This is a genomic window from Streptomyces sp. NPDC059398, from assembly GCF_042751845.1.
In the GTDB taxonomy this organism is placed as follows: Bacteria; Actinomycetota; Actinomycetes; order Streptomycetales; family Streptomycetaceae; genus Streptomyces.
This window is the reverse complement of record NZ_JBHYWP010000070.1, coordinates 19,163-40,608: the sequence shown is the minus strand read 5'-3', so window position 1 is coordinate 40,608 and position 21,446 is coordinate 19,163. Positions and strand designations below refer to the sequence as shown.

General features: G+C 72.8%; 10 protein-coding genes. 5 read left to right on the top strand and 5 right to left on the bottom strand.

The window, feature by feature from the left end; translation table 11 throughout:
- Nucleotides 1-110: 110 nt before the first annotated feature.
- From ACFXBC_RS23315 to ACFXBC_RS23305, 3 genes are read right to left on the bottom strand one after another with little or no spacing between them, the layout of a single operon-like run.
- Nucleotides 111-5,543: an amino acid adenylation domain-containing protein gene (locus tag ACFXBC_RS23315; protein ID WP_385027614.1), complete on the bottom strand. Its 5,433-nt coding sequence runs from the start codon at nt 5,541-5,543 to the stop codon at nt 111-113.
- The gene (locus ACFXBC_RS23310) at nt 5,540-12,226 is read right to left on the bottom strand and encodes an amino acid adenylation domain-containing protein (RefSeq protein ID WP_385027611.1); all 6,687 of its coding nucleotides are present in this window, start codon (nt 12,224-12,226) and stop codon (nt 5,540-5,542) included. The genes ACFXBC_RS23315 and ACFXBC_RS23310 overlap by 4 nt, the downstream gene beginning before the upstream one ends.
- Nucleotides 12,216-13,520 carry a condensation domain-containing protein gene (locus tag ACFXBC_RS23305; protein ID WP_385027608.1) on the bottom strand — a complete coding sequence of 435 codons (1,305 nt, stop codon included), beginning with the start codon at nt 13,518-13,520 and terminating at the stop codon, nt 12,216-12,218. The genes ACFXBC_RS23310 and ACFXBC_RS23305 overlap by 11 nt, the downstream gene beginning before the upstream one ends.
- A 193-nt stretch (nt 13,521-13,713) precedes the next feature.
- Here ACFXBC_RS23305 and ACFXBC_RS23300 point away from each other — a divergent pair, with 193 nt between their 5' ends.
- A complete protein-coding gene (locus tag ACFXBC_RS23300; protein WP_385027605.1) occupies nt 13,714-15,717 on the top strand; it encodes an amino acid adenylation domain-containing protein in 2,004 nt (667 codons plus the stop codon).
- A 90-nt stretch (nt 15,718-15,807) separates the two neighbouring features.
- Here ACFXBC_RS23300 and ACFXBC_RS23295 read toward each other — a convergent pair whose 3' ends face one another.
- Nucleotides 15,808-17,049, bottom strand: coding sequence for a cytochrome P450 (locus ACFXBC_RS23295; RefSeq protein ID WP_385027602.1), 1,242 nt, complete (start codon nt 17,047-17,049; stop codon nt 15,808-15,810).
- 204 nt (nt 17,050-17,253) lie between these two features.
- Here ACFXBC_RS23295 and ACFXBC_RS23290 point away from each other — a divergent pair, with 204 nt between their 5' ends.
- The 4 genes from ACFXBC_RS23290 (at nt 17,254) to ACFXBC_RS23275 (ending at nt 20,794) form a co-directional block, all read left to right on the top strand.
- The gene (locus ACFXBC_RS23290) at nt 17,254-18,015 is read left to right on the top strand and encodes a thioesterase II family protein (RefSeq protein WP_385027599.1); all 762 of its coding nucleotides are present in this window, start codon (nt 17,254-17,256) and stop codon (nt 18,013-18,015) included.
- Nucleotides 18,008-18,766, top strand: a complete 759-nt coding sequence (locus ACFXBC_RS23285; protein ID WP_385027596.1) for an SDR family NAD(P)-dependent oxidoreductase — start codon at nt 18,008-18,010, stop codon at nt 18,764-18,766. The genes ACFXBC_RS23290 and ACFXBC_RS23285 overlap by 8 nt, the downstream gene beginning before the upstream one ends.
- Nucleotides 18,767-18,836: 70 nt before the next feature.
- On the top strand, nt 18,837-20,078 hold the full coding sequence (locus ACFXBC_RS23280) for a pyridoxal phosphate-dependent aminotransferase (protein WP_385027593.1): 1,242 nt from the start codon (nt 18,837-18,839) through the stop codon (nt 20,076-20,078).
- Entirely contained in the window at nt 20,078-20,794 is a 717-nt protein-coding gene (locus ACFXBC_RS23275) for a tryptophan 2,3-dioxygenase family protein (protein WP_385027590.1), read from the top strand. Before ACFXBC_RS23280 ends, ACFXBC_RS23275 begins: the two co-directional genes overlap by 1 nt.
- 129 nt (nt 20,795-20,923) lie before the next feature.
- Here the strand turns inward: ACFXBC_RS23275 and ACFXBC_RS23270 are convergent, their stop codons facing one another.
- Nucleotides 20,924-21,433 carry a helix-turn-helix domain-containing protein gene (locus tag ACFXBC_RS23270; RefSeq protein ID WP_385027587.1) on the bottom strand — a complete coding sequence of 170 codons (510 nt, stop codon included), beginning with the start codon at nt 21,431-21,433 and terminating at the stop codon, nt 20,924-20,926.
- Between the last annotated feature and the right edge of the window lie 13 nt (nt 21,434-21,446).

Sequence of the window (21,446 nt, the reverse complement as noted above, 5' to 3'; positions counted from 1 at the left end):
GGTTGTTTTTTTTTTTTTACTCTGCATAGGTCTTCCGGCGGCTGTGGCGCGGGCGGTGCGGCGTCGGGTGGCCGCCCCCACGACCGCGACGGACGGAGTGCTGTACTCGCTCACGCGTTCTCCTCATCGGGCCGACCGGTCACATCGGATTCCTCATCGGGCAGGTCGATCACGTCGGATGTGACCAGCCCACGGCAGGCGAAGTGGTCGCCCGGCACGGTCTGCCGCAGCAGCCCGCCCACGCAGACGGACTCCCACAGCGCGGTCATGTCGCCCGCCATGGCGGGCCAGACCGGGGACTCATCGGCATGCACCAGCAGCCGGGCCTCTCCGGTGTACACACCGGGGTCGTGGGCGGCCACGCACGCGGCGAGAGCCCTTCCCCGTACGAGCTGTTCGGTCAGCACGTCCGCGCCGAGGCCCAGGACCCCGGCCAGCTTGGCGAGCCGCTCCCCGCGGGGGAGTACGCCGAGTGCGGCAGCCGCTGCGGCCGCCGCCCGCAGCTCCGGCTCGCTCCGGTCCGCCAGCGCGGCCAGTGCGCCGGGCGGTATGTCCCCGGCGGGGGCGAGCGCGGCGAGTGCCGACCCGAGGCCGGAGACGCCCGGGTAGCCCAGGGCGGCCGGATCCTGCCCCCGGTCCAGACAGAGCAGCGCCTCTTCGAGGACGTCGTCGCGGACCGTGGCGGGCAGCGGATAGCTGCTCAGGACGGTCAGCCCGCAGACCGGCGCCCCCAGTTCGGCCAGTTGCTGGGCGACGGCGAGCGCCAGCACGCCCCCACTGTGCGCGCCGACCAGGTGGAACGGTCCCGGGCTCAGGGCCCGCACCTTCGCCACGATCTCCTGCGCCACGTCGTCCAGGGTCTGCCCCTCGGCCACCCGCACCGGCGGCACCACCGCCACCGGGTCGCGCGTCCCCAGGCCCTCGGCGAGCCGCTCCGCGTGGCCGCCCAGACCGTCGCCGACCAGGACGTGCACCGGGTTGCCGAGGGCGTCCGCCGCCCCGGTCAGCGCCAGTTCGTCACCGGCCCCGCTCTCCTCGGACAGGTCCTGCCCCTGCTGGAGGAAGGCGGACAGCTCGTACACCGAAGCGCCGCCCAGCAGCTCCCGCAGCAGTTCGTCGAAGAAGATCTCGGCGGCGGCCGGCACCTGCTCGCGCAGCGCCGTGACGAGCTGGGCCGCGAGCAGCGAATCCCCGCCCAGGGCATAGAAGTTGATGTCGAGCGGGACCTCGGACTCGCGCAGCACCTCCGCGTACACCGCAGCGACCGCCGACTCCAGCTCACCGGCCTCGCGCGAGCCCTCGCCGGCTGCCGCCGCGCCCGCCGCACGGTGGTCCTGCGCCCACCCGGCCAGGGCGGCCCGGTCGATCTTGCCGTTGCCGGTCAGCGGCAGCGCGTCCAGCACCTCGAAGCGCGACGGGATCATCTCCGCCGGGAGCCGCCCGGCGAGCCGCCGGGCCAGTTCCTCGGTGTCGAGGGGCTCGCGGTCGGTCTTGAAGCGGGCCGCGAAGACGTGCATGCCGATGCGGGCCAGCTCGTCATCCGGCGCCGGGACGCACCACTCCAGACCGGCCCCGGCCTCGGCCAGCAGGTCGTACCACTGGTGGCGGCCGATGAAGGTCTGGTCCTTGCCGTGGCGCACGTCCTGGAAGTCCCCGGCGGTGGCGTCGAAGAGGAACTCCATCGAGGTGAGGATCTGGTAGTTGTCCCGGGTCGTCTCGATGAAGACCAGCCACCCGCCGGGCACCAGCGCCTCGCGCATCCGGCGCAGGACCGCGCGGGCGTCCTTCGCGTAGTGCATGACGTTGCCGCACAGGATCACGTCCACCGAGTTCGGCCTGACACCCTGCTCGCGGTACGGCTCGTTGAAGTCGAACAGCGCGTAGTCGACCCAGGGGTGCTCCGCGAACCGCTCGCCGGCCTTGTTGAGGAAGAACTGCGACACGTCGCTGAAGGTGTAGCGGACGTTCGCGCCGTCCAGCGCCGGGATGGTGTCGACGCTGGTGCCGCCGACCCCCGCCCCGACCTCCAGCACCCGCAGCGGACGGCCGGAGGCGTTGCGCCGGGCCACGCCCAGCACGGTGGAGGTGGCCAGCCGGTTGAGGTAGCGGGAGAGGAAGCCCTCCATGTAGGCGGCCTCGTGGATGCTCAGGTCCCCCTCGGGGAACAGCATCCGCAGCGGGTCGCGCTCGTCGCGCATCAGCTCCGGGAGGTGGTCGGCGGCGAGCTTGAAGTAGTCCACCAGCTCGGGGCGGTCGTTGGCCTCCGGAAGCAGCCGGTCGACCTCGGCCCATGCCTGCGCGACGTCCTCGGGACCGACCAGGCGCAGACAGCCGAAGGTGCCGTCATCGGCCCGGTCCAGATAGCCGTTCTCCGCACAGGCGGCCAGCCAGCGACGCACCAGCCGTTCGTGCTTGGACGCCACCCTGGCCAGCCGCATGATGTCGGAGGTGCTGTGCCGGGTCGCGGCATCCGGCCACACACCCTCCTGACGCAGGACGTCCACCATGCGGCGCAGCGCCGCGTCGTCGAGCACCGCCGCGAACTCCACCACCTTCGCGACGTCCACCCCGCCACGGATCTCGTCGGCCGCCGCGAGCACCTCGGGCGCGAGGGACGGGTCCACGGGGTGGGCGGCCGGGTCGGCGGGCGAAGGCGAGACGAACGCGACCAGCCTGCGGTCGTTGCGCTCGCCCTGCGTGGTCACCGCCACCGCGTCGACCTGCGGGTCGGTGGCCAGGGCCGACTCCACCTCGGCGAGTTCGATGCGGTGCCCACGGATCTTGACCTGCCGGTCGTCGCGGCCGATGAACTCCAGGGTGCCGCCTGGCAGATAACGGGCGAGGTCGCCGGTGCGGTAGACCCTCTCGCCGTCCGGCAGCTCGAAGAAGCTCGCCGCGGTCTTCACCGGGTCGCCGAGATAGCCCTCGGCGAGACCCGTGCCGCCGATGTACAGGTCGCCTACGACGAGGTCGGGGCTGGGCCGCAGGAACGCGTCGAGGACGTGGAAACGCTGGTTCTCCAGCGGAGTCCCGTACGGGATGCTCGGCGCCGCGGTGTCGACCTCGCCGATCGGGTGGAAGATCGACCAGATCGCCGCCTCGGTCGCGCCGCCGAGGCTGAACAGCTCCACCCGGGGCAACCGCGCGCGGACGGCGTCGGGGAGCGTCACGGGTATCCAGTCGCCCGACATCATGCCGAGCCGCACGCTTCCGCAGTCGCGGCCGTCGCCGCGCAGGTACTCCTCAAGGAGCATCATCTGGGCGGGCACGGTGTTGAGTACGGTCACGCCGTGTTCGGCGATCAGGTCGGCCCAGTGCGAGGGGTCGCTGCGCCGCTCCGGGTCGGGAAGCACCAGAGTGCCGCCGCGTCCCAGGACGCCGAAGACGTCGAAGACCGACAGGTCGAAGCCCAGGCCCGACAGTCCCAGCGCGACGTCGTCCTCGCCGATCCCGAACCTCCGGCAGACATCGTCCAGGGTGTTCACCGCCGCACGGTGACTGATCTCCACGCCCTTGGGGAGCCCGGTCGAGCCCGAGGTGAAGATGACGTACGCCGAGTCGCCCGGGGCGACCGGTGGTTCCTCGAACGTGCCCGCAACAGCGGGTAGTCGGTCCACATCGATACGGCCGACCCCCGCGGGGAGCCCGCCGCCGCCCGTGCTGTGCGTGAGCACCAGGCCGATCCCGGCGGACTCGATGATCGTGTCGCGCCTCGCCTCGGGCTGGCTCGCCTCCACGGGGACGTACGTGCCCCCGGCCAGCAGCACCCCGAGCGCGCCGGCGATCTGCTCCCAGCCCTTCTCCAGCAGCACCGCGACGCGCTGGTGCGGCTGGTGGCCCTGCGCGGCGAGCGCGGCGGCGACGGCCGCGGCCCGCCCGGTCAGCGTCGCGTAGTCGACGCTCCCGCCGTGGCCGGTCACCGCCGTCGCGTCCGGACGCCGACGTGCCTGGTCGAACAGAGCCCGGTGCAGCAGCGCGTCGCTGACCGGCCGTGCCGTGTCGTTGGCCACCGCGCGCCGCTCGGCCTGGTGCGCGGGGAGCGCGAGCGGGTCGCCCTCCCACGCCTCGTCCCCGTCGGCGAGCCGCCGCAGCAGATCACGGAACGCGGCGAACATGTCGTCGACGACCGGCTGGGGCACGGTGTCGTCCCGTACGTCCCAGTTGACCAGCAGCGCCCCTCCCGACTCCATCGCCTGGCAGTCCAGCCAGACCTGCGGCGTCTGGCTGATGCCGTTGCTGATCTGCGTGCGCATCATGCCCTGCGGGGCGAGACCGTCGGAGAGCCCGATGGCGCTGGTGAACACCACCGGCATCATCGAACCCTGCTGGCCCCTGCGGCGGGTCAGCTCGCGCAGCACCTCCACGCCGGAGAACAGCCGGTGGTCGAGGTCCTCGAAGAGCTGCTCGCCCGCCCTGCGGGCCCGCCCGGCGAAGGTGCCGGCGCAGCCGCCGTCCACGGCCAGCAGCTCCACGGAGGTGAAGTCACCCACTATGTCGCCCACGTCCGGGTGGAGCGGCAGCCTGCTGAGCACCGTCACGTCGAGGGTGAAGCGGGGACTGCGGCTCCAGCGGCCGATCACCTCGGCGTACGCGGCCATCACGGCCGTCGACGCGGAGACCAGCTGCTCCCCGGCACGGGCCTTGAGCGCCGACCACAGCACGGGCTCAAGACGCAGCTCGCGCCGGGTGAAGCCGGCCGCGCCCTGCCTGCTGGGCCGGTCGACCAGGGGCAGTTCGGGGGCAGGTGGCAGGCTGTCCAGGCGCGCCGTCCAGAAGTCGCGGTCGCGCTCGTAGGCGGGGCCCTGGCGCACCGCCCGCTCCGCCCGCAGATAGTCGCGGAAGGAGATCGCGGGAGCCTTGAGAGCGGCGCCGGGGTCCTCGTAGAACGTGCCGAACTCGTCCAGCAGCCGGTAGATGCTCACGTAGTCGGCGATCAGGAAGTCGATGGAGAAGTGCAGGACGGCCCGGTCGGCGCACTCGGTGACCTCCAGTGAGTACAGCGGGCAGGCGGTGACGTCCTTGGACTCGGCGGCGAGCCGGCCGCGGACCCCCCGCAGCACCTCCTCGGCCGCCGCCTGCGGCAGCGCGGTCGCGTCGTGCCAGCCGATGACCGGGGCGGGCGGGTCCTTCAGCACCCTCTGGTAGCCGTCGTAGTCGATGACCACCCGCAGCATCTCGTGCCGGTCCACCACCCGCTGCCAGGCCCGCAGCAGCCGGTCGCGGTCGAGCGCCGGGAACTCCAGCTCGCCGTACGCATGACAGGGCACCGAGCCGTACTCGAAGGCGCCCCGGCGGCCCAGCAGGTAGGCGGACTGGACCTCGGTGAGCGGGAACGGCTCGTGGGCCGCGTCGGGATCGGGCCGCACCTGCTCCGGGGCGCGCTCGCGCAGCGTCCGCAGTACGTCGTCGCGGCTGCCGGAGAGCAGGGCGCGCCGCTCGGGGGTCATCGCCCCTTCCGGGCCCCGGAAGCGAAGACGCCCCTCGTCCTCCCACAGGTGGAGTCCGGCCTGTTCGAGTTCGCTGATGATGTCGGCGGGGGTCACAGGACACCTTCTTCCAGTCGGGCGGACGTGTGGTGCTGGTGGCTGCCGGAGATCTCGGCATCGATGACGGCGGCTATCTGCGCGATGGTCGGGTGGTTGAAGAGCTGGCGCAGTGAGAGCTCCACGCCGAAGCGCCTGGCGAACCGCTGGATGACCCGGGTGGCGGTGAGGCTGTCGCCGCCGAGGCCGAAGAAGTTGGCGCTGCGGCCCACTCCGGGGGCCTCCAGCAGGTCGGCCCACTCCTTCGCCACCGCGCGTTCGGTCTCCCCCTGCGGATGGTCGTCCGACGGCGGCTCCTGTGCCGGATGGCGCAGCCCGTACAGCTGCGCGACGGCGGCGCGGTCCACCTTGGCGTTCGCGTTCAGCGGCAGCCTGTCGACGACGGTGAGGTGCTCGGGAACCATGTGGGCGGGCAGGTGTCCGGCCAGTGCGGCCAGCAGGTCCGGCGCGGCCGGTACGGGGTCTGTGCGCTGCTCCGGCGTGACGACCGCAGCCGGCTCCAGGGTGACGACCGCGGCGAGGCGGCGCACCCCGGCACTGCTGTCGACCCACGCCACCGCGTGTACGACACCGGGCAGTTCACGCAGCCTGGTCTCGATCTCGCCGAGTTCGATCCGGTGCCCGCGTACCTTCACCTGGTGGTCGCGCCGCCCCAGGAACTCCAGGACCCCCGAGGGGTGGTAGCGGCCCAGGTCGCCGGTGCGGTACCACCTCTCGCCCCCGGCCACCACGAAAGAGGCCGCCGTGCGGTCGGGATCCCCGCGGTAGCCGAGTGCCACACCGGCGCCCCCGATCCACAGTTCGCCGGGCACGAAGTCGGGCCGGTCCCGTCCGTGCGCGTCGACCACGCGGAAGCGCTGGTTGGCCAGCGGACGCCCGTACGGGATGGACACCCACGCGGGGTCGACGGCCGTGACCTCGTGGGCGTTCGACCAGATCGATGCCTCGGTGGCGCCTCCCATGGCGACGAGCAGGGCATCCGGCGCGCTCGCCCGCAGCCGGTCGTACAGATCAAGCCCGACCCAGTCGCCCGAGACGATCGCCACCCGCAGCGACGGCAGGCTCGTGCCCGACTCGCAGGCCACCAGCAGCATGTCGAGCAGGGTGGGTACCGTGTTCCAGACCGTCACCCCGTGCTCGGCGGCCAGACGGGCCCAGACGGCCGCCTCCCGCCGGACACCCTCGGTGAGGGTCACCACGGTGCCGCCCACCGCGAGCAGCCCGAACAGGTCGTAGACCGACAGGTCGAAGTCGAGTGCCGAGGTCTGCAGGGCCACGTCGCCGGGCCCCACGCCGTAGCGGGCGTTGACGTCGTCGATGGTGTTGGCGGCGGCGGCGTGGGTGATCTCCACCCCCTTGGGCTCGCCGGTGGACCCCGAGGTGTAGATGACGTACGCGAGCTGTGAGGGGCCGACCGGCACGGACTCTGCGAGCGGTACGGCCGCCGAGGCCTCGGCCACCGTCACCGTCCGCACCGCCTCGTCCCAGTCCCCGCCGGATTCGGGCCCGTCGGCGACCAGGGCCAGGCGCGCCCCGGCGGACCGCACGATCCGGTTGCGGCGCGCCGCAGGCTGGCCGGCCCCCACCGGTACGTACGCGCAGCCCGCGGCCAGGACGCCGAGCACCGCGACCGCCTGGTCGGGCCCCTTCGGCAGCGAGACGACCACGGTCTCGCCCGGCCGCGCCCCGAGCGACACCAGGTGCCCGGCCACACGGAGCGCACGCCCGGCCAGCTCGGCGTAGGTCAGGGCCTCGCCGGACGCCGTGCGGACCGCTACGGCGTCCGGGGTGCGGCGGGCGACGTCGAGGACCGGCTGGTGCAGCGTACGGGCGGGGCGGGCCACCGCGGTGGCGTTCGCCTCGGTACGGACCTTCGCCTGCGCCTCCGGAAGGGCGACCGGCGGGGCCGGGCGCGACCAGTCGCTGTCGGCGAGCGCGACCAGCAGGCGGCGCATCGCCTCCAGGGCCGACGCGACGACCCCGGGACTGTAGAGGCCCTCGACGTGGTCCCAGTTGACGGCGAGTCCGCCGTCGCGCTCCACCACCTGGCAGTCCAGGGCGACCTGCGGGCTCTGCGAGAGCCCGCGGCGCAGCACGCCGAAACCGAAAGCGAGGTCCTTGAAGTCCGCACTCACCCCGAGCGTCGAGGTGAACACCACCGGCATCAGCATCTGGCCGCCCCCGGTGCGCCGGGCCAGCTGCTGCAACACCCAGGTGGTGGAGACGTGGCGGTGCTCGATGCCCTCCCAGACCTGCCCCTGCAACCGGCGCACGGTGTCGGCCCAGGAGCCGTCGGGGCGGCTGTGGTGGCCGAGCAGCAGCAGCGAGGTGAAGTCGCCGACCACCTGGTTCACCTGGGGATGGACGTCCTGCCGGTCGAAGACCGTCAGGTTGAGCGTCAGCGAGGTTTCGGCGCTCCACGCCGCCAGTACCTCGGCGAAGGCAGCCGCCACGACCGTCGACGCGGTCAGCCCCTCGTCGGCCGTGCGGCGGCGGAGCTTAGCCCAGGTCGGCGCGTCGATGCGGAACTCGTCCCGCACGAAGCGCGGCAGTCCGATGTGCTCCGGGTCGAGTGCCATGGGCAGTGCCGGAGCCGCGGGCAGCTCCTCGATCACCTTCAGCCAGTACTCCTCGTCCCGGGCCCGTGCCACCGGATCGGTCTGCTGGGCCAGCAGGTAGTCACGGAATGACAGCTCCAGCGCCGGGAGTTCGAGGCGGGGATCGGCGTACAGCGCGTTGAGCTCGGTGAAGATGGTCATGATCGACAGCGCGTCGAGCACCACGTAGTCGAAGCCCACTCCGAACACCGTGCGGCCGTCATCCCTCTGCACGGCGCGCACGTCGAACAGCGGCCAGGAGGTCACGTCCAGGACCTGCTGCGCCATGTCCCCCAGCGCGGCGACCGCCTTCTCGTGGTCGGCCGCGGTGGTGCGGGTGACCGGGAAACGGTAGTGCGGTACCTCGGGCAGGATGCGCTGGCCCCCCTCGCCGTCCAGCACGGCGCGCATCATCTCGTGCCGCCGCACCAGCCGGTTCCAGGCGGCCTCCAGCCGGTCCAGGTCGACCCGGTCGCTCTCGAACTCCCAGTACCAGTAGGAGGCGACGCCGCCGAGGGCGAAGTCCGGGTCGCGGCCGAGCCAGTAGGCGCGCTGCACATCGGTGAGCGGGAAGGGCTCGTGGCGGTGCCCGGGGTCGGCCGGGACCGTTCCGGGGGCCTGCGCCTCGGCGCGCGTCAGCGTCCGGGCGAAACCACTCACCGTAGGACGGGTGAACAGGTCGCCGAGCCTGGCCCCGTAACCCTCCCGGCGCAGCGCGGCGAGCAGACGGGCGGCCTGCAGGCTGTCGCCGCCGATGTGGAAGAAGTTGGTGTCCCGGCCGATGCGGGGCACGTCGGCGTCCCTGTCCCTTCCGGGGTGCGAGGAGCCGGTGTCGCCGCCGGCGCGCCCACCGCCGAGCAGCTCCGCCCACAACGCGGCGACCGTCTCCTCCGCCGCACCGCGCGGGGCGTCCGACGCACCGCCGGACCTCCGCGCACTCAGCGCTTCGGCCAGCAGCCGCGCCGCCTCGGCGCGGTCCACCTTGCCGTTGCGGCTCAGCGGCAGCTCGTCGACGGCCACCGCGCGGGCCGGCACCATGTACGCGGGCACCTCCCGGGCGGCGGTCGCCAGCACCTCTCCGGTGTCCACCGAGCCCGGAGTGACCAGGGCGTACAGCGCGCCGCCGTGCCCGGCCACCGGCGTCACCACGGCCTCGCGCACCCCGGGATGCAGGCCCAACGCGCGCTCCACCTCGCCCAGTTCGATCCGGTAGCCGTTCACCTTGACCTGGAGGTCCGCGCGGCCGAGGAACTCGATCACGGCCCCGGGCCGGTAGCGGGCCCGGTCGCCCGTGCGGTACCAGCGCACCCCGTCAGCCTCCACGAACTTCGCGGCGGTCAACTCCGGCGCGCCCACATACCCCCGGGCCACCCCGGCCCCGCCGATCCACAGCTCTCCGGCCACCCAGTCGGGGCGGTCGCCACCCTGCTCATCGACGATCCGGCAGAACTGGTTGGGCAACGGCACGTTGTACGGGATCGACGCCCAGGAGGGATCCACCTCCGTGACCTCCTGGACGGTCGAGTGGATCGCGGTCTCCGTGGTTCCGCCCAGGACCGCGAACACGCTGTCCCGGCGCAGCGCGTGCACCCGGCCGGGCAGGTCGAGCCCGGCCCAGTCGCCGCCGATGAGCTGCAGCCGGAACGGCCAGGCACCCGGCTCCGGCCGCGACGAAGCGGTGGTGAGCGCCATGTCGAGCAGCGCGGGCACACAGTTGAGCACGGTGGCCCGGTGCTCGGCCGCCCTGCACAGCCACACATCGGGGGAGCGCCGTTCCTCGTCGTCGACCAGGACCAGCGCGCCGCCGCAGATGAGCGGGCCGAAGATGTCGTACACGGAGAGGTCGAAGTCGAGCGCCGACAGGCACAGGGTCCGGTCACCGGGACCCACGCGGTAGCGCTCGTTCAGCGCGGCCACCGTGTTGTGGGCCGCCGCGTGCGTCAGCTCCACGCCCTTGGGCTCCCCGGTCGACCCGGAAGTGAAGATCACGTAGGCCGGATCGTCCGGCGACACGTCCACCGCACGCTCCAGCAGCGGCACCACGGGATCGGTGCCGCACCGCACGTCGACGTTGGGGATCCCGCCGTCGGCGGCCTCAGGGTCCGGGCCGCGGGTCACCGTGCACCGGGCCTGTGCCAGCGCCTCCACGGTGCGCCGCCGCGCCTCCGGCTGCTCCGTGCCCACCGGCACGTAGGCCGCGCCCAGCGCGTGCACCGCCAGCACCGCGACCACCTGCTCGACGCCCCTGGGCAGGGTGAGCACCACCCGGTCGCCCGCGGTGACCCCGGCCGTGCGCAGGACGTGGGCCAGCCGCAGGGCCCGCTGGGAGAGCTCGCCGTACGTGAGTACCCGGCCCTCGCCCCAGAGCGCCGCCGGCGCCCCGCCGCGCTCGGCCGCCTGCCGGAAGAACTCCTGGTGCAGCGCCCGGCGGGGCAGTTCGGCGCGGGTGTCGTTGGCGCTGCGACGCGCCTGGAGCTGTGGCGCGGGCGGGCGCACCGGCAGACTCTCCCACCAGGCGCTCGGCTGGGAGGCGAGCAGCCGCACGCGGTTGACGAAGGTCTCGAACATCGCCTCGGGGACCCCGGCCTCGAAGAGGTTCTCGGTGGTCTCCCAGTTGATCAGCATGCCGCTCTCGTGCTCGATCAGCTGGAGGTCGATCCACACGCCCGAGGTCTGCGAACTCATCCACACCGGGGTGCCGAGCACGGCACGGGTCGCCCCGTCGAAGAGCTCACCGAGGCTGAGCGCGCTGGTGAACACGACGCCGGCCCGCCGGTTCGCCCCGGCGGCGGTCCTGGCCAGGTCGCGCAGGACCGAAGTGCCGCCGTACGCCGTGTGCGTGGCGTCGCGCCGGTACTGCTCCTGCACCGCGCGGGCGCGCTCGGCGAAGGTGCGGCGCGCATCGGGCGCCACCTGGAGCAGCAGCAGGTCGGTGAAGTCCCCGACGACCCGGCCGACTTCGGGGTGCACCGGGATCCGGTTCAGCACCGGCAGGTTGAGCAGGAACTCCGCGTCCTCGCTCCAGGCCGCGAGCACGTCCGCGTAGGCGGCGGCGACGGCCATCGACACCGTCAGGCCGTTGCTGCGCGCGTGCTGGGCGAACCGCTCGTACGTCTCCGGCGCCAGCCAGGCGTGCCGCCGGACCGTGTGCACCCCCTCGATCCGCTCCGGCGGCGCGGCCAGCGGCAGCCGCGGTGCGTCCGGCAGGTCCTCGGCGCGGTCACGCCAGTAGGAGACGTCGGCCGGGCGGGGCTCCCGGCCGGTCTCGGCGACCAGGCGGCGGTATTCGGGGAAGGTCAGGGCGGGCTGCGCAGGGGCGGCGTCCGGGTCCTCGTACAGGCGGGCCAGGTCGCCCATGACGATCCGGAAGCTCGACGCGTCGCAGATGATCATGTCGATGTCGAGGAACAGCCTGCCCCTTCCGGCAGGCAGCAGCGCCAGCCGCACGTCGAGCCCGCCCCCCTCGCCGACCGGCAGCGTCTGGTGGGAGATGCTCTCGCGCAGCGCCGACAGCCGCTGTTCGCGCTCCGGGTTCTCCAGACCACGCAGGTCGACGACCTCGTCCAGCCCCCGGCACTCCGGAAGGATCCGCTGGCCGCCCCCGGCGCCGACGGCCGCACGCAGCATGGGGTGCCTGCGGCGCAGCGCGGTCACCGCGGCGTTCCAGCGCGCGACGTCGGCGGTGACGTCGAACTCGAAGTAGAAGTGCGACCCGGTCCCCAACGGCATGCCCGGCTGCCGGCCCGACCAGTAGGCATGTTGCATCGGGGCCAGCGGGAACTCGCCCGCCTCCGCGGCAGGGTCCCCCTCGGCTTCCGCGCGCGGCCCCGCCTCGTCCTCGGTTCCGGACAGCAGCACGGACCAGGCGCGCACGGTGGGCTCCTCCACCAGGTCGCCGAACGTCACCTCCACGCCGGCCTCCTGCCAGGAAGCCGCCAGGTTCATCATGCCGAGGGAGTCCAGGCCGAGGGTGACGAGGTCCTCCTCGAAACCGATCTCCGCGGCGGGAAGTTCCAGCCGCTCGGCGACGGTGTCGCGGATCTCCTCCGCGGACAGTGCGCGTCCCGCCGTCACCTCACTGGTCATCGTGGCCTCCCATGCGCTGCCGGGGACGGGCCCCGGCCTGGTCGGTGTGGGGCGCCGCGCTGCGGGCGGCGGTGGTGCAGATGTCGACGTACACGGCGAGCAGCGACTCGACGAACTCCGAATCGAAACGGTCGGGGTTGTAGAACAGCAGCACCCGCACCGTGCCCCGGTCGGGCACGGTGACCAGCTCCAGCTCGAAGCGGGTGGCGACGTCGTCGGGAACCAGGACCTCGATGTCCAGCCCGCCGGCCCGGGTCGAGTACACCGGGTCCGCCATCATCTGGAAGACCACGTCGTCGAGCCGCCGGTCGGTGCCCCCGAGGCTGATCGGCAGCATCTGGAACGGCAGAGCCTGATGGACGAAGGCCTCCATCACCGTGCCGTGCGTCGCCCGCAGGTGCGCGGCGAAGTCGGTGCCGGTGAGCCGGGTCCTCAGCAGCACCATGTTGGCCAGGAACCCCACGGTGCGGCGGTGTTCGGCGCTGCGATTGGCGAACAGGGTCGCCACGGCCAGGTCCTCCGCGCCGCTGACCGACTGCAGGGCACGGTAGTAGGCGGTGAGCAGGGCCACGAACATCGTCGACCGCTCCCGCTTGGCCAGGGTGTCCAGCGCGGCCACGGTCGGCGCGTCGAGGACGTGCTGTACGAGCCTGGTGTCGCGCGGCGCGCCCGCGGTGGCCTGCCGGATCGGCAGCGGGGGCAGCGTCACGTCCTTCAGGCGCTCGCCCCAGAAAGCGCTCAGCCGCTTCCCGGAAGGCCCGGCCAGGGTCTCGCGCTGCTCCTCGGTGAACCGGGAGTACGCAGAAGAGTTGCCGGCAGCCTTCCCCTCCAGCGCGGCACACAGGTCCTCGAAGATCACGTTGCAGGACCACGAGTCGGTCACCATGTGGTGCATGTTGAAGCAGAGCACGTGATGGTCTTCGGCGAGCCGCCACAGGGTGATGCGCACCGCGCTGACGGTGGCGTCGATCCGGGTGCCCAGCTCCCTGGCGATCTCCCGGTCTGCGGACGCCCCGGGATCCGGCTCGCCGGAGAGGTCCACCTCGCGGATCTCCGGTGACGCGGCCGGGTGCACCAGCGCCTTGAGCCGGCGGCCGCCGCCGGTGAACGTGGTGCGCAGCGCCTCGTGCCGAGACGTCACATGGCCGACCGCCTCCCGGAGCCTGCCGCGGTCGAGCGAGCCGCGCAGCCTGCACAGCACCGGGCAGTTGAGCGCGCCCTCCTCGCCCCGGTAGCGGTCGAGGAACCACAGCAGCGTCTGGCCCACGGACGGACGGATCTCGGTGACTGTCACGTCCGGCAACGTAACGACGGTAGCCGCCCGCGCAGCCGCCGCTGAAAGAAAGCTGAGAGGACCTTCACGTTCCTTTCTCGCCACTCGGGCCCGCCCCTCGCCCGGGTCAGGGTGAGGGCACCTGTGTCGCGCGCGGCGCCCCAGCGGGGCGCCGGACCCCGTCCGGCGGCACCGTCACACGGGAGGTCGCTCGATGCCAGCCAACCCCTTCGAAGACCCGGATGAGAGCTACCTGGTCCTGTGCAATCCGCGCGGCCAGCGGTCGCTGTGGCCGGCCCGGCTGCCGTCCCCCGCCGGATGGCTGGTGGAGATGCCCGCAGCCTCCCGCGCCCGCGCCTGCGCGCACGTCGAACGCGTCTGGCCGGACGTGCGCCCGGAGGCCCCCTCGGCGGCCGTGTCCCCGGCCGAGACCCTTCCCGTTCTCTTCGAGCGCGTGGTGGCGGAGCACCGGGAGCTGCCGGCGGTCGAGAGCGAGAGCACCGCTCTGGCATACGGAGAGCTGGCGGACCGTGTGAACCGGCTGGCGCGGCGACTGCTCGCGGCCGGGCTCGGCCCCGGCGACCTCGTCGGGATATCGATACCGCGCGGGACCGACCAGGTGGTGGCGGCACTCGCCGTGACGACCGCCGGAGCGGGCTACGTACCCCTGGATCCGGGCTATCCGGCGGCGCTGCTGCGCCACATGGTGGCCGACTCGGGGCTGCGGACCCTGCTGCACACCGGTCTGCCGCCGGTGGACGTCACCGGTCTGGAAACGCTCGACCTCGCCTCCCCGGGCCCCGGTCCCCGCCCGGGCGAGCCAGTCACGGACGAGGAACGAAGGCGGCCGCTGCACGCCGATGACACCGCCTACGTCATCTACACATCGGGCTCCACCGGGACGCCCAAGGGCGTGGTGATCCCGCACGCCGGCATGGCGGCGCTGGCCGCGGCGCAGCGGCACTGGATCGGCCCCGGGCCCGGCGACCGGGTGCTCCAGTGGGCCTCGTTCAGCTTCGACGCCGGCTTCTGGGACCTGACGCTGGCCCTGCTGTCGGGAGCCACCCTGGTGCTCACCGACGACCGCGCGGTGCTGCCGGGCGAGGAACTGCGCCGCACGCTGATCGACCGGCGGATCAGCCATGCGGTGCTGCCTCCGGTCGCGCTCACCGCCACCGACCCGGACGGCGTCCTGCCCGGCGGGGTGGTGCTCTCCACCGGGGACTCCTGCACACAGGCGCTGGTGGCACGGTGGGCGCCCGGCCGGCGCATGTTCAACGGATACGGGCCCACCGAGATGACTGTCGGGGTGACCATGGCGGGTCCTGTACGGCCGGGCGAGCCGGTCAGCATCGGGGAGCCGTGGCCGGGCAACGAGGTCCGGGTGCTCGGCGCAGACCTCCAGCCCTGCCGGCCGGGCGAGGAGGGCGAGCTCTATCTGGTGGGTGAGGGCGAGGCCCTCGGATACCTCAACCGGCCCGCTCTGACGGCGGAGCGCTTCGTCGCGGACCCGTACGGCGTGCCCGGAAGCCGGATGTACCGGTCCGGCGACCTCGGGTACCTGGACAAGGACGGCCCGCTCTACTTCACCGGCCGGGCCGACCGCCAGGTCAAGCTGCGGGGCTTCCGGGTCGAACTGGGCGAGGTGGAGCAGGCGTTGGAGTCCTGCGACGGGGTCAGGCTCGGGGCGGTGGTAGTCACCGGTGAGGTGGACTCGGCGCGCCTGGCCGCCTTCGTGGTGCCCGGCGCGGACCCGGCCGACGACCTCGCGGAGGAACTGCGCCGACGGCTCTCCGAGCGGTTGCCGGGGCACATGGTGCCCGCCCGCGTCGAGGTGGTGGCGTCCCTGCCGATGACCAGCAACGGCAAGATCGACCGGCGTGTCCTGGAGCACCGGGCCGCCGCCTTCGCCGCGGCTTCGTCGTCGCCCGCCGCTGCCGGATCCGGCCGTGTGAGCGGCGCGACGGCGCCCGACGGGCCCGCCCGTGCCTTCGACAGGTCCGACCCGGTGGCCGCGCTGTGCGCACTGGCCGCCAGGGTGCTGGAGGTGCCCGCCATCGCGCCGGGTGACAACTTCTTCGACCGCGGCGGTCACTCGGTGCTGGCGGTGCGGCTTGCCAAGGCCGTACGGGACGACTGGGGGATGAACCTGCCGGTACGGGCCATCTTCGAACGGCCCACCATGGCGGAGCTGGGCGGCCTGCTGACCACGGACTGAACCGGCACGGTCCGCGCCCGTCCGCGCCCGTCCGCGCCGGTCCGGCGGCCCCTTCCCGGCGAGCGGTACCGGAAGGGGCCCGGCCCCGGCTCAGTCGAGCCGCAGGCGCAGGGCGCTGTGCCCGAACAGGAAGTTGGAGTAGACGCGCGGAGGTTCCTGCAGGATCTCGATCCGGCGCACCCGGCGGATCAGCGAGTCCAGAACGGCGGAGAGCTCCAGCCGGCCGAGAAAGGCCCCCAGACAGAAGTGGGGACCGTACCCGAGTGCGAGGTGCGGGTTGTGCTCCCTGCCGACGTCGAAGCGGCGGGGCTGCGCGAAGACGGCCGGGTCGTTGTTGGCCGAGATGTTCCACAGGGTGACGATGTCGCCCGCCGACACCTCGGCAGGGCCGATCCGCAGGTCGGCGGTGGCCGTGCGGGCGAAGTGCATGGCCGGGGTCACCCAGCGGAGCACCTCCTCCACCGCCGTCTTCACCGCCGCCTCGCCGGTGTGCAGCCGACGCCACTGCTCTTCGTGGGTGCCCAGCGCGTGCAGTGCGCCGATCGTGGTCACCCGGGTGGACTCGTCGCCCCCCAGAATCAGGCTGTAGCAGTTGAGGGCGAGATCGTCCTCCGTCATCGGCTCGCCCTCGACACGGGCGGCGGCGATCATGCTGATCACGTCCTCGCCGGGCCGACGGCGGCGCTCGCGGACCACGTCCACGAAGTAGGACAGGATCTCGTTGCGGGCCTCCAGCGCGGCGAAAGGGTCGTCCTCGGCACTGTCGGACGACAGCGCGCGCTTGTTCCAGTCGAGCAGCAGGGGCCGGTCGGAGGCGGGCAGTTCCAGCAGGTCGCACACGGTGTTGAGGGGCAGGTGCTCCGCGATGTCGCGCGCGGCATCGGCCTCGCCCGCACCGACCACGGCGGTCACCAGGGCGTCGGCCCGCTGCCGCACGGCGTCCGCCACGTCCCTGAGGACCCGTGGCGAGAAGGCACGCAGCATCACCTGGCGCAGCTCGCGGTGGCGGGGACGGTCCATCACCGCCAGCATCCGGCCGCCGGCCGAGTCGCCGCCACGCAGCAGGACGTCCAGCACCGTGCCCCGGGCCGAGCTCAGCCGGGCCGCGTCCTTGTAGCAGTCCTGGACGTCCTGGTGCCGGGCCACCGCCCAGAACCCGGGGCGGCCGCCCACCGGGGGATGCCAGCGCACCGGTTCGCTGCGGCGCATCCGGTCCCAGTACGTGTGCGGGTCGTGCTCGACGAAAGCGGCCGGGTCGGTGAGGTCGAGAGCCGCAGCGGAGGTGCCGTCGTACGGGCCGTCGAAGACGGCGGCGTTGCCGGAGGAGACCACCGGGAGACTCCTTTCGGTCCGGGCGCCGGGCCCGCGCGAGGGCGAACTGTCGCCTTGATCCTCACCTCTCGCGCCCGCGCCCGAGGCGGCGCTGAATGAATGATGAAGGATTCGGCGGCGGCTCCTGGCGTGCGTGCAATTCTCAAGTCCGAGGCGGCGAAGGGGAGGTCGGCCATGGGCTTGCGCCGTGGATCTGTGCGCACGGTGAGGAGCGCCCCGCGTCCCGGGCTCAGGCTTCTCGCGCTGCCGCACTCCGGCGGCCGCGCGGAGAGCTTCGCGGGCTGGCGGGCCTCGTTCCCCGCCGCATTCCCCGAAGCCGCGGTGGAGCTGTGCGCCGCGCAGTACCCCGGGCACGGCGACCGGCTGTCGGAGCCGCCGATGGAGGAGGTCGGCGCGATCGCCGAGGAGATCGTCGCCGACCTGACCCGGCTGCCGCCGGCGGACTTGCTGCTCTTCGGCCACAGCTTCGGCTCGGCCGTCGCCTGCGAGGTGGCCCGCCGCTGCCCCGGGGCCGGCATCGACGTCCTCCTGCTCGTCGCCTCCTCCGCCTGGGCTCCCGGAGACCCGGCCCGGCCCCCTCGCGACGACCACCTGCTGCCCGACGAGGAGCTCTGGGAGCGGCTGGTCGCCCTGGGGGGCATCGACCCCGGCATCGCGTCGGAGACCGAGATACGCGATCTGCTGCTCCCCGCGATGCGCGCGGACATCGGCGCGCACGAGCGCTACCTCGGCTGTCCTGACCCGGTTTCACTCAGCTGCGACGTGCACGCCTGCATGGCCCGGGGGGACCGCCTCGTACCGGCCCCGGCCGGCCACTACTGGAGCCGGCTCACCACGGGGAACGCGAGCATCGACATCAGACCCGGAGCCCACTTCCACGTCTTCGACGACCCCGCGCTCCTGCTCGCGGACCTGGCGCGGAGGGTTCCGGCCTACGCGAAGGGAGGTCGTACCGCGCATGAGTAGTTCTTGGGCAGGCCTGCGACTGGTCGTCACCGGCGGCGGCTCGGGCATCGGGGCCGCCGTGGTCGCCCGCGCGGCCGGGCTGGGCGCCGACGTCCTCGCGGTCGGCAGACGGGCCGACCGGCTGGCGGAGGTGACGGCGAAGGCGCGGGCCGACGGAGCCGGCACCGCCGTACCGTACGCCGTGGACGTCACGGCCCCCGACGCCGCCGTGCGGATCGCGGAGCGTGCCGGGGAAGTCCTCGGCGGCGTCGACGCGCTGGTCAACAACGCGGGGCACGCGGTCTTCGACCGCCTGGAGGACGCCGCCGAGGCGGACCTGCGGAGGATGGTCGACACCAACCTGGTGGCTCCCGCCCTGCTGATCCGGGCGCTGCTGCCCCTGCTGCGCAGCAGCCGGGGCAGCGTGGTCAACGTCTCCTCCGTCGGCGGCGTCCTGGCGATGCCGTCCCGGTCCTTCTACGGGGCCAGCAAGGCCGCACTGAACTCCCTGACCAGGTCACTGGCGGTGGAACTGGCGCCCGAGGTCCGGGTGAATGCGGTACTGCCCGGCCCCGTCGACACGGGCCTGTGGGACCTGGCGGCCGGCGGGGGCGCCGACGCCCTCCGCGAAGGAATCGTGGCCGGCACCCCCCTGGGCCGGTTCGGACTGGCCTCGGAGGTGGCGGCCTGGGTGTGCCACCTCGTGGACCCCGAGAACTCGTCCTGGGTCACCGGATCCCTGGTGTCCGTGGACGGCGGACGAGCAGCGTGAGCCACACCCCAGGAGCCCCTGGCCGGCCCGACCCGGCCGCTCCTGCCACCAGCGGAAAGGCATGAATCAGATGACGCAGACAGCTCCACCGTGGTTCGCCCGGGCCTCGGCGATCCCCTCGTCCTGGCTGTACGAGTCCTTCCGGATCGCCAACGAGCGCGAGCGGGAGCACCCCGGCCTGATCAAGCTGCACGTGGGTGAGCCCGCCTTCGCCCCGCCGGATTCCGTCGCCAAGGAATTCGCCGCCGCTGCCACGGACGGCCGGGCCCGTTATATCGACGTGCAGGGGCTCATGGAACTCCGTGAGCGTCTCGTGGACAAGCTCGACACCGTGAACCACATCGACACCGAGCCCTCCCGGCTCTTCGTCAGCCCCGGCTCGTGCCAGGGGCTGAGCGCACTGATGCGCTGCCTCGCCGACTCGGGGGCGGAGATCCTGATGCCGGAGATCCACTGGCCCGTGCACCTGCAACAGGCCCTGCTCGCCGGCTTCCGCCCGGTGTTCTACAAGCTCGACGAACACTTCGCGCCCGACCCCGGGTCGATCCGGCAGCTGGCCACCCCCGCGACGCGGGTGCTCCTGCTCAACACCCCGTCGAACCCCACCGGCGCGGTCGCCGGCCTCCCGCTGCAGCAGGCCCTCTACGAGATCGCCGACGAGCACGGCTGGCAGATCATCAGCGACGAGGCGTACGAGGACTTCGCCTTCTCCGGACCCCACCTGTCGATCGCCGCCCTGGAGCGCGACCGCCCCGCACCCGAGCGCCTCGTCAACAGCGTCTTCACCTTCTCCAAGGGACCGGCGATGACCGGCTACCGGCTCGGCTACGTCGCGGTCTCGCGGCCCGGGACCGCAGCCGCCATGCGAACGGTGCAGGAGTCCTGCATCATCGCGCCCTCCGCGCCCGTCCAGTACGCCGGGCTGGCCGCCCTGGACGCCTCGGGAGCGCTCGCCGGCAACCACGACTTCGTACGGGGAAACCGGGACGCCGCGCTGTCCTTGCTGGTCGACGAAGGGCTGCTGCCCGCACTGCCCGGTGGCGGCTGGTACGCCATGGCCGACATCTCCTCCACCGGCCTGACCGGCGAGGAGTTCAGCGCCGAACTGATGCTCCACCACGACGTCGTGGTCGTTCCCGGCAGCGGGTTCTCCGCGCGGCCCGAGTTCGCCCCGGACGGCTCGATGCGGCCGCTGAAGCCCGGCGGCGTCGCGTCCGGCCTGGTCCGGATCGCGTACTGCGTCGACCGCGAGCAACTCACCACCGGGGTGGAACGCCTGGTCGGCCTGGTCCGGGAGAAGAGGGGACAGTGATGCCGACAGACGTGACCTATGCCGCCTACCTGAAACTTGACGACCTGCTCAAACTCCAGGAACCGCGCACACCCGAGGACGACGCGGACCTCACCACGGTGCTCTCCGAACAGTTCTTCATCGTCAGCCACCAGACCTGCGAACTGTGGCTGAAGCAGATCCTCGGCGACCTCGCCGCCGTGGAAGGCAACTTCCTGACGATGACCACCGCGGACATGGAGCGGTCGGTCGACCTCCTCTACCGGGCCGGCGAGCTGCTGCGCCTGCTGCACGAGCAGCTCATGGCGCTCGAACGGCTACCGCTGGAGGACTTCGCCCAGTTCCGGCGGTATCTCGGCACGGCCAGCGGCGCCCAGTCCAGCCAGTCCCACGAACTGGAGCGGGTGCTGGGCAGCGGCCGCCGCTCGGGATCTCTGTTCCTGGCCTTCCGCGCCGGGCTGGAGCGCATCGGAGCCGACCTTGAGGAGATCGTCGGAGCGGGCGTCGAGGCGGGCTCGTTCCACCGGGTCGTCGAGGCGATGCTCAGGGTCGGCAACGGCTACTTCCAGTGGAAGATCGGGCACGTGGCCCTGGTGATGAAGATGCTCGGGGAGCAGAGGGGCACCGCCGGCACCTCGGGGACGGCACATCTCATGGACCGCGCCACGATGCCGTTCACCGAACTTCACGAACTGCGCGGCAAGGTGCACGAGCGCCGGAGCCGGCAGGCAGGCTGACCGCCGCGGGAGCGGAGTCCGGCCCGCGCACGGCCCGCGCACGCGGAACAGTCCGCCCGCGACGCGCACGCGAAGTGCCCGGCCCCTTTTCGCACGGGCCGGACACTTCGCGTTCCGGGGCCGGCTGTTTCAGGCGGCGGCCTCCAGCATGTAGCCCCGGCCCCACACGGTGCGCAGGCTCAGGCGGACGCCGTCCAGCCGCTGGCGCAGCCGCATGATGTGCAGGTCCACAGCGTTGCTGGTGACCGCCTCGTTGGTGATGTGGCTCAGGGCCTCCTTCAGCGTGTCCCGGCGGACGAGATGGCCGAAGTCGGCCAGGAAACATCGCATCATCTCGCTCTGCGCCTCGGACATCGGCACGGACTGCCCGCCGTAGTAGAGCACCCCGGTCGGATCCAGCGCGGGCATGAAGTCGGTTCCGGTGCGCAGCTGCAGGGTGTGGACGCGAGCCGCCAGGTCGAGACGGGCCACCGGCGGACGCACCCAGTCCTCGGTGGGTGAGATGTCGTCCGGCGGCGGCGTCCGGCCCTCCAGGACCAGCAGACACGGCAGCCCCGCCTCGCGCAGCTGGTCCCGCTCGTGGCTCTGTACCGGCCAGCGGAGAAATGTGACTTCTTGCTTGTGGACGAACGTGGCCATAGTCGTGCCCCCG

Excerpts from the sequence above, each read along its gene's own strand:
- ACFXBC_RS23310 (WP_385027611.1), bottom strand. The coding sequence starts at position 12,226 with ATGACCAGTGAGGTGACGGCGGGACGCGCACTGTCCGCGGAGGAGATC.
- ACFXBC_RS23300 (WP_385027605.1), top strand. The coding sequence starts at position 13,714 with ATGCCAGCCAACCCCTTCGAAGACCCGGATGAGAGCTACCTGGTCCTG.
- ACFXBC_RS23285 (WP_385027596.1), top strand. The coding sequence starts at position 18,008 with ATGAGTAGTTCTTGGGCAGGCCTGCGACTGGTCGTCACCGGCGGCGGC.
- ACFXBC_RS23280 (WP_385027593.1), top strand. The coding sequence starts at position 18,837 with ATGACGCAGACAGCTCCACCGTGGTTCGCCCGGGCCTCGGCGATCCCC.
- ACFXBC_RS23275 (WP_385027590.1), top strand. The coding sequence starts at position 20,078 with ATGCCGACAGACGTGACCTATGCCGCCTACCTGAAACTTGACGACCTG.
- ACFXBC_RS23270 (WP_385027587.1), bottom strand. The coding sequence starts at position 21,433 with ATGGCCACGTTCGTCCACAAGCAAGAAGTCACATTTCTCCGCTGGCCG.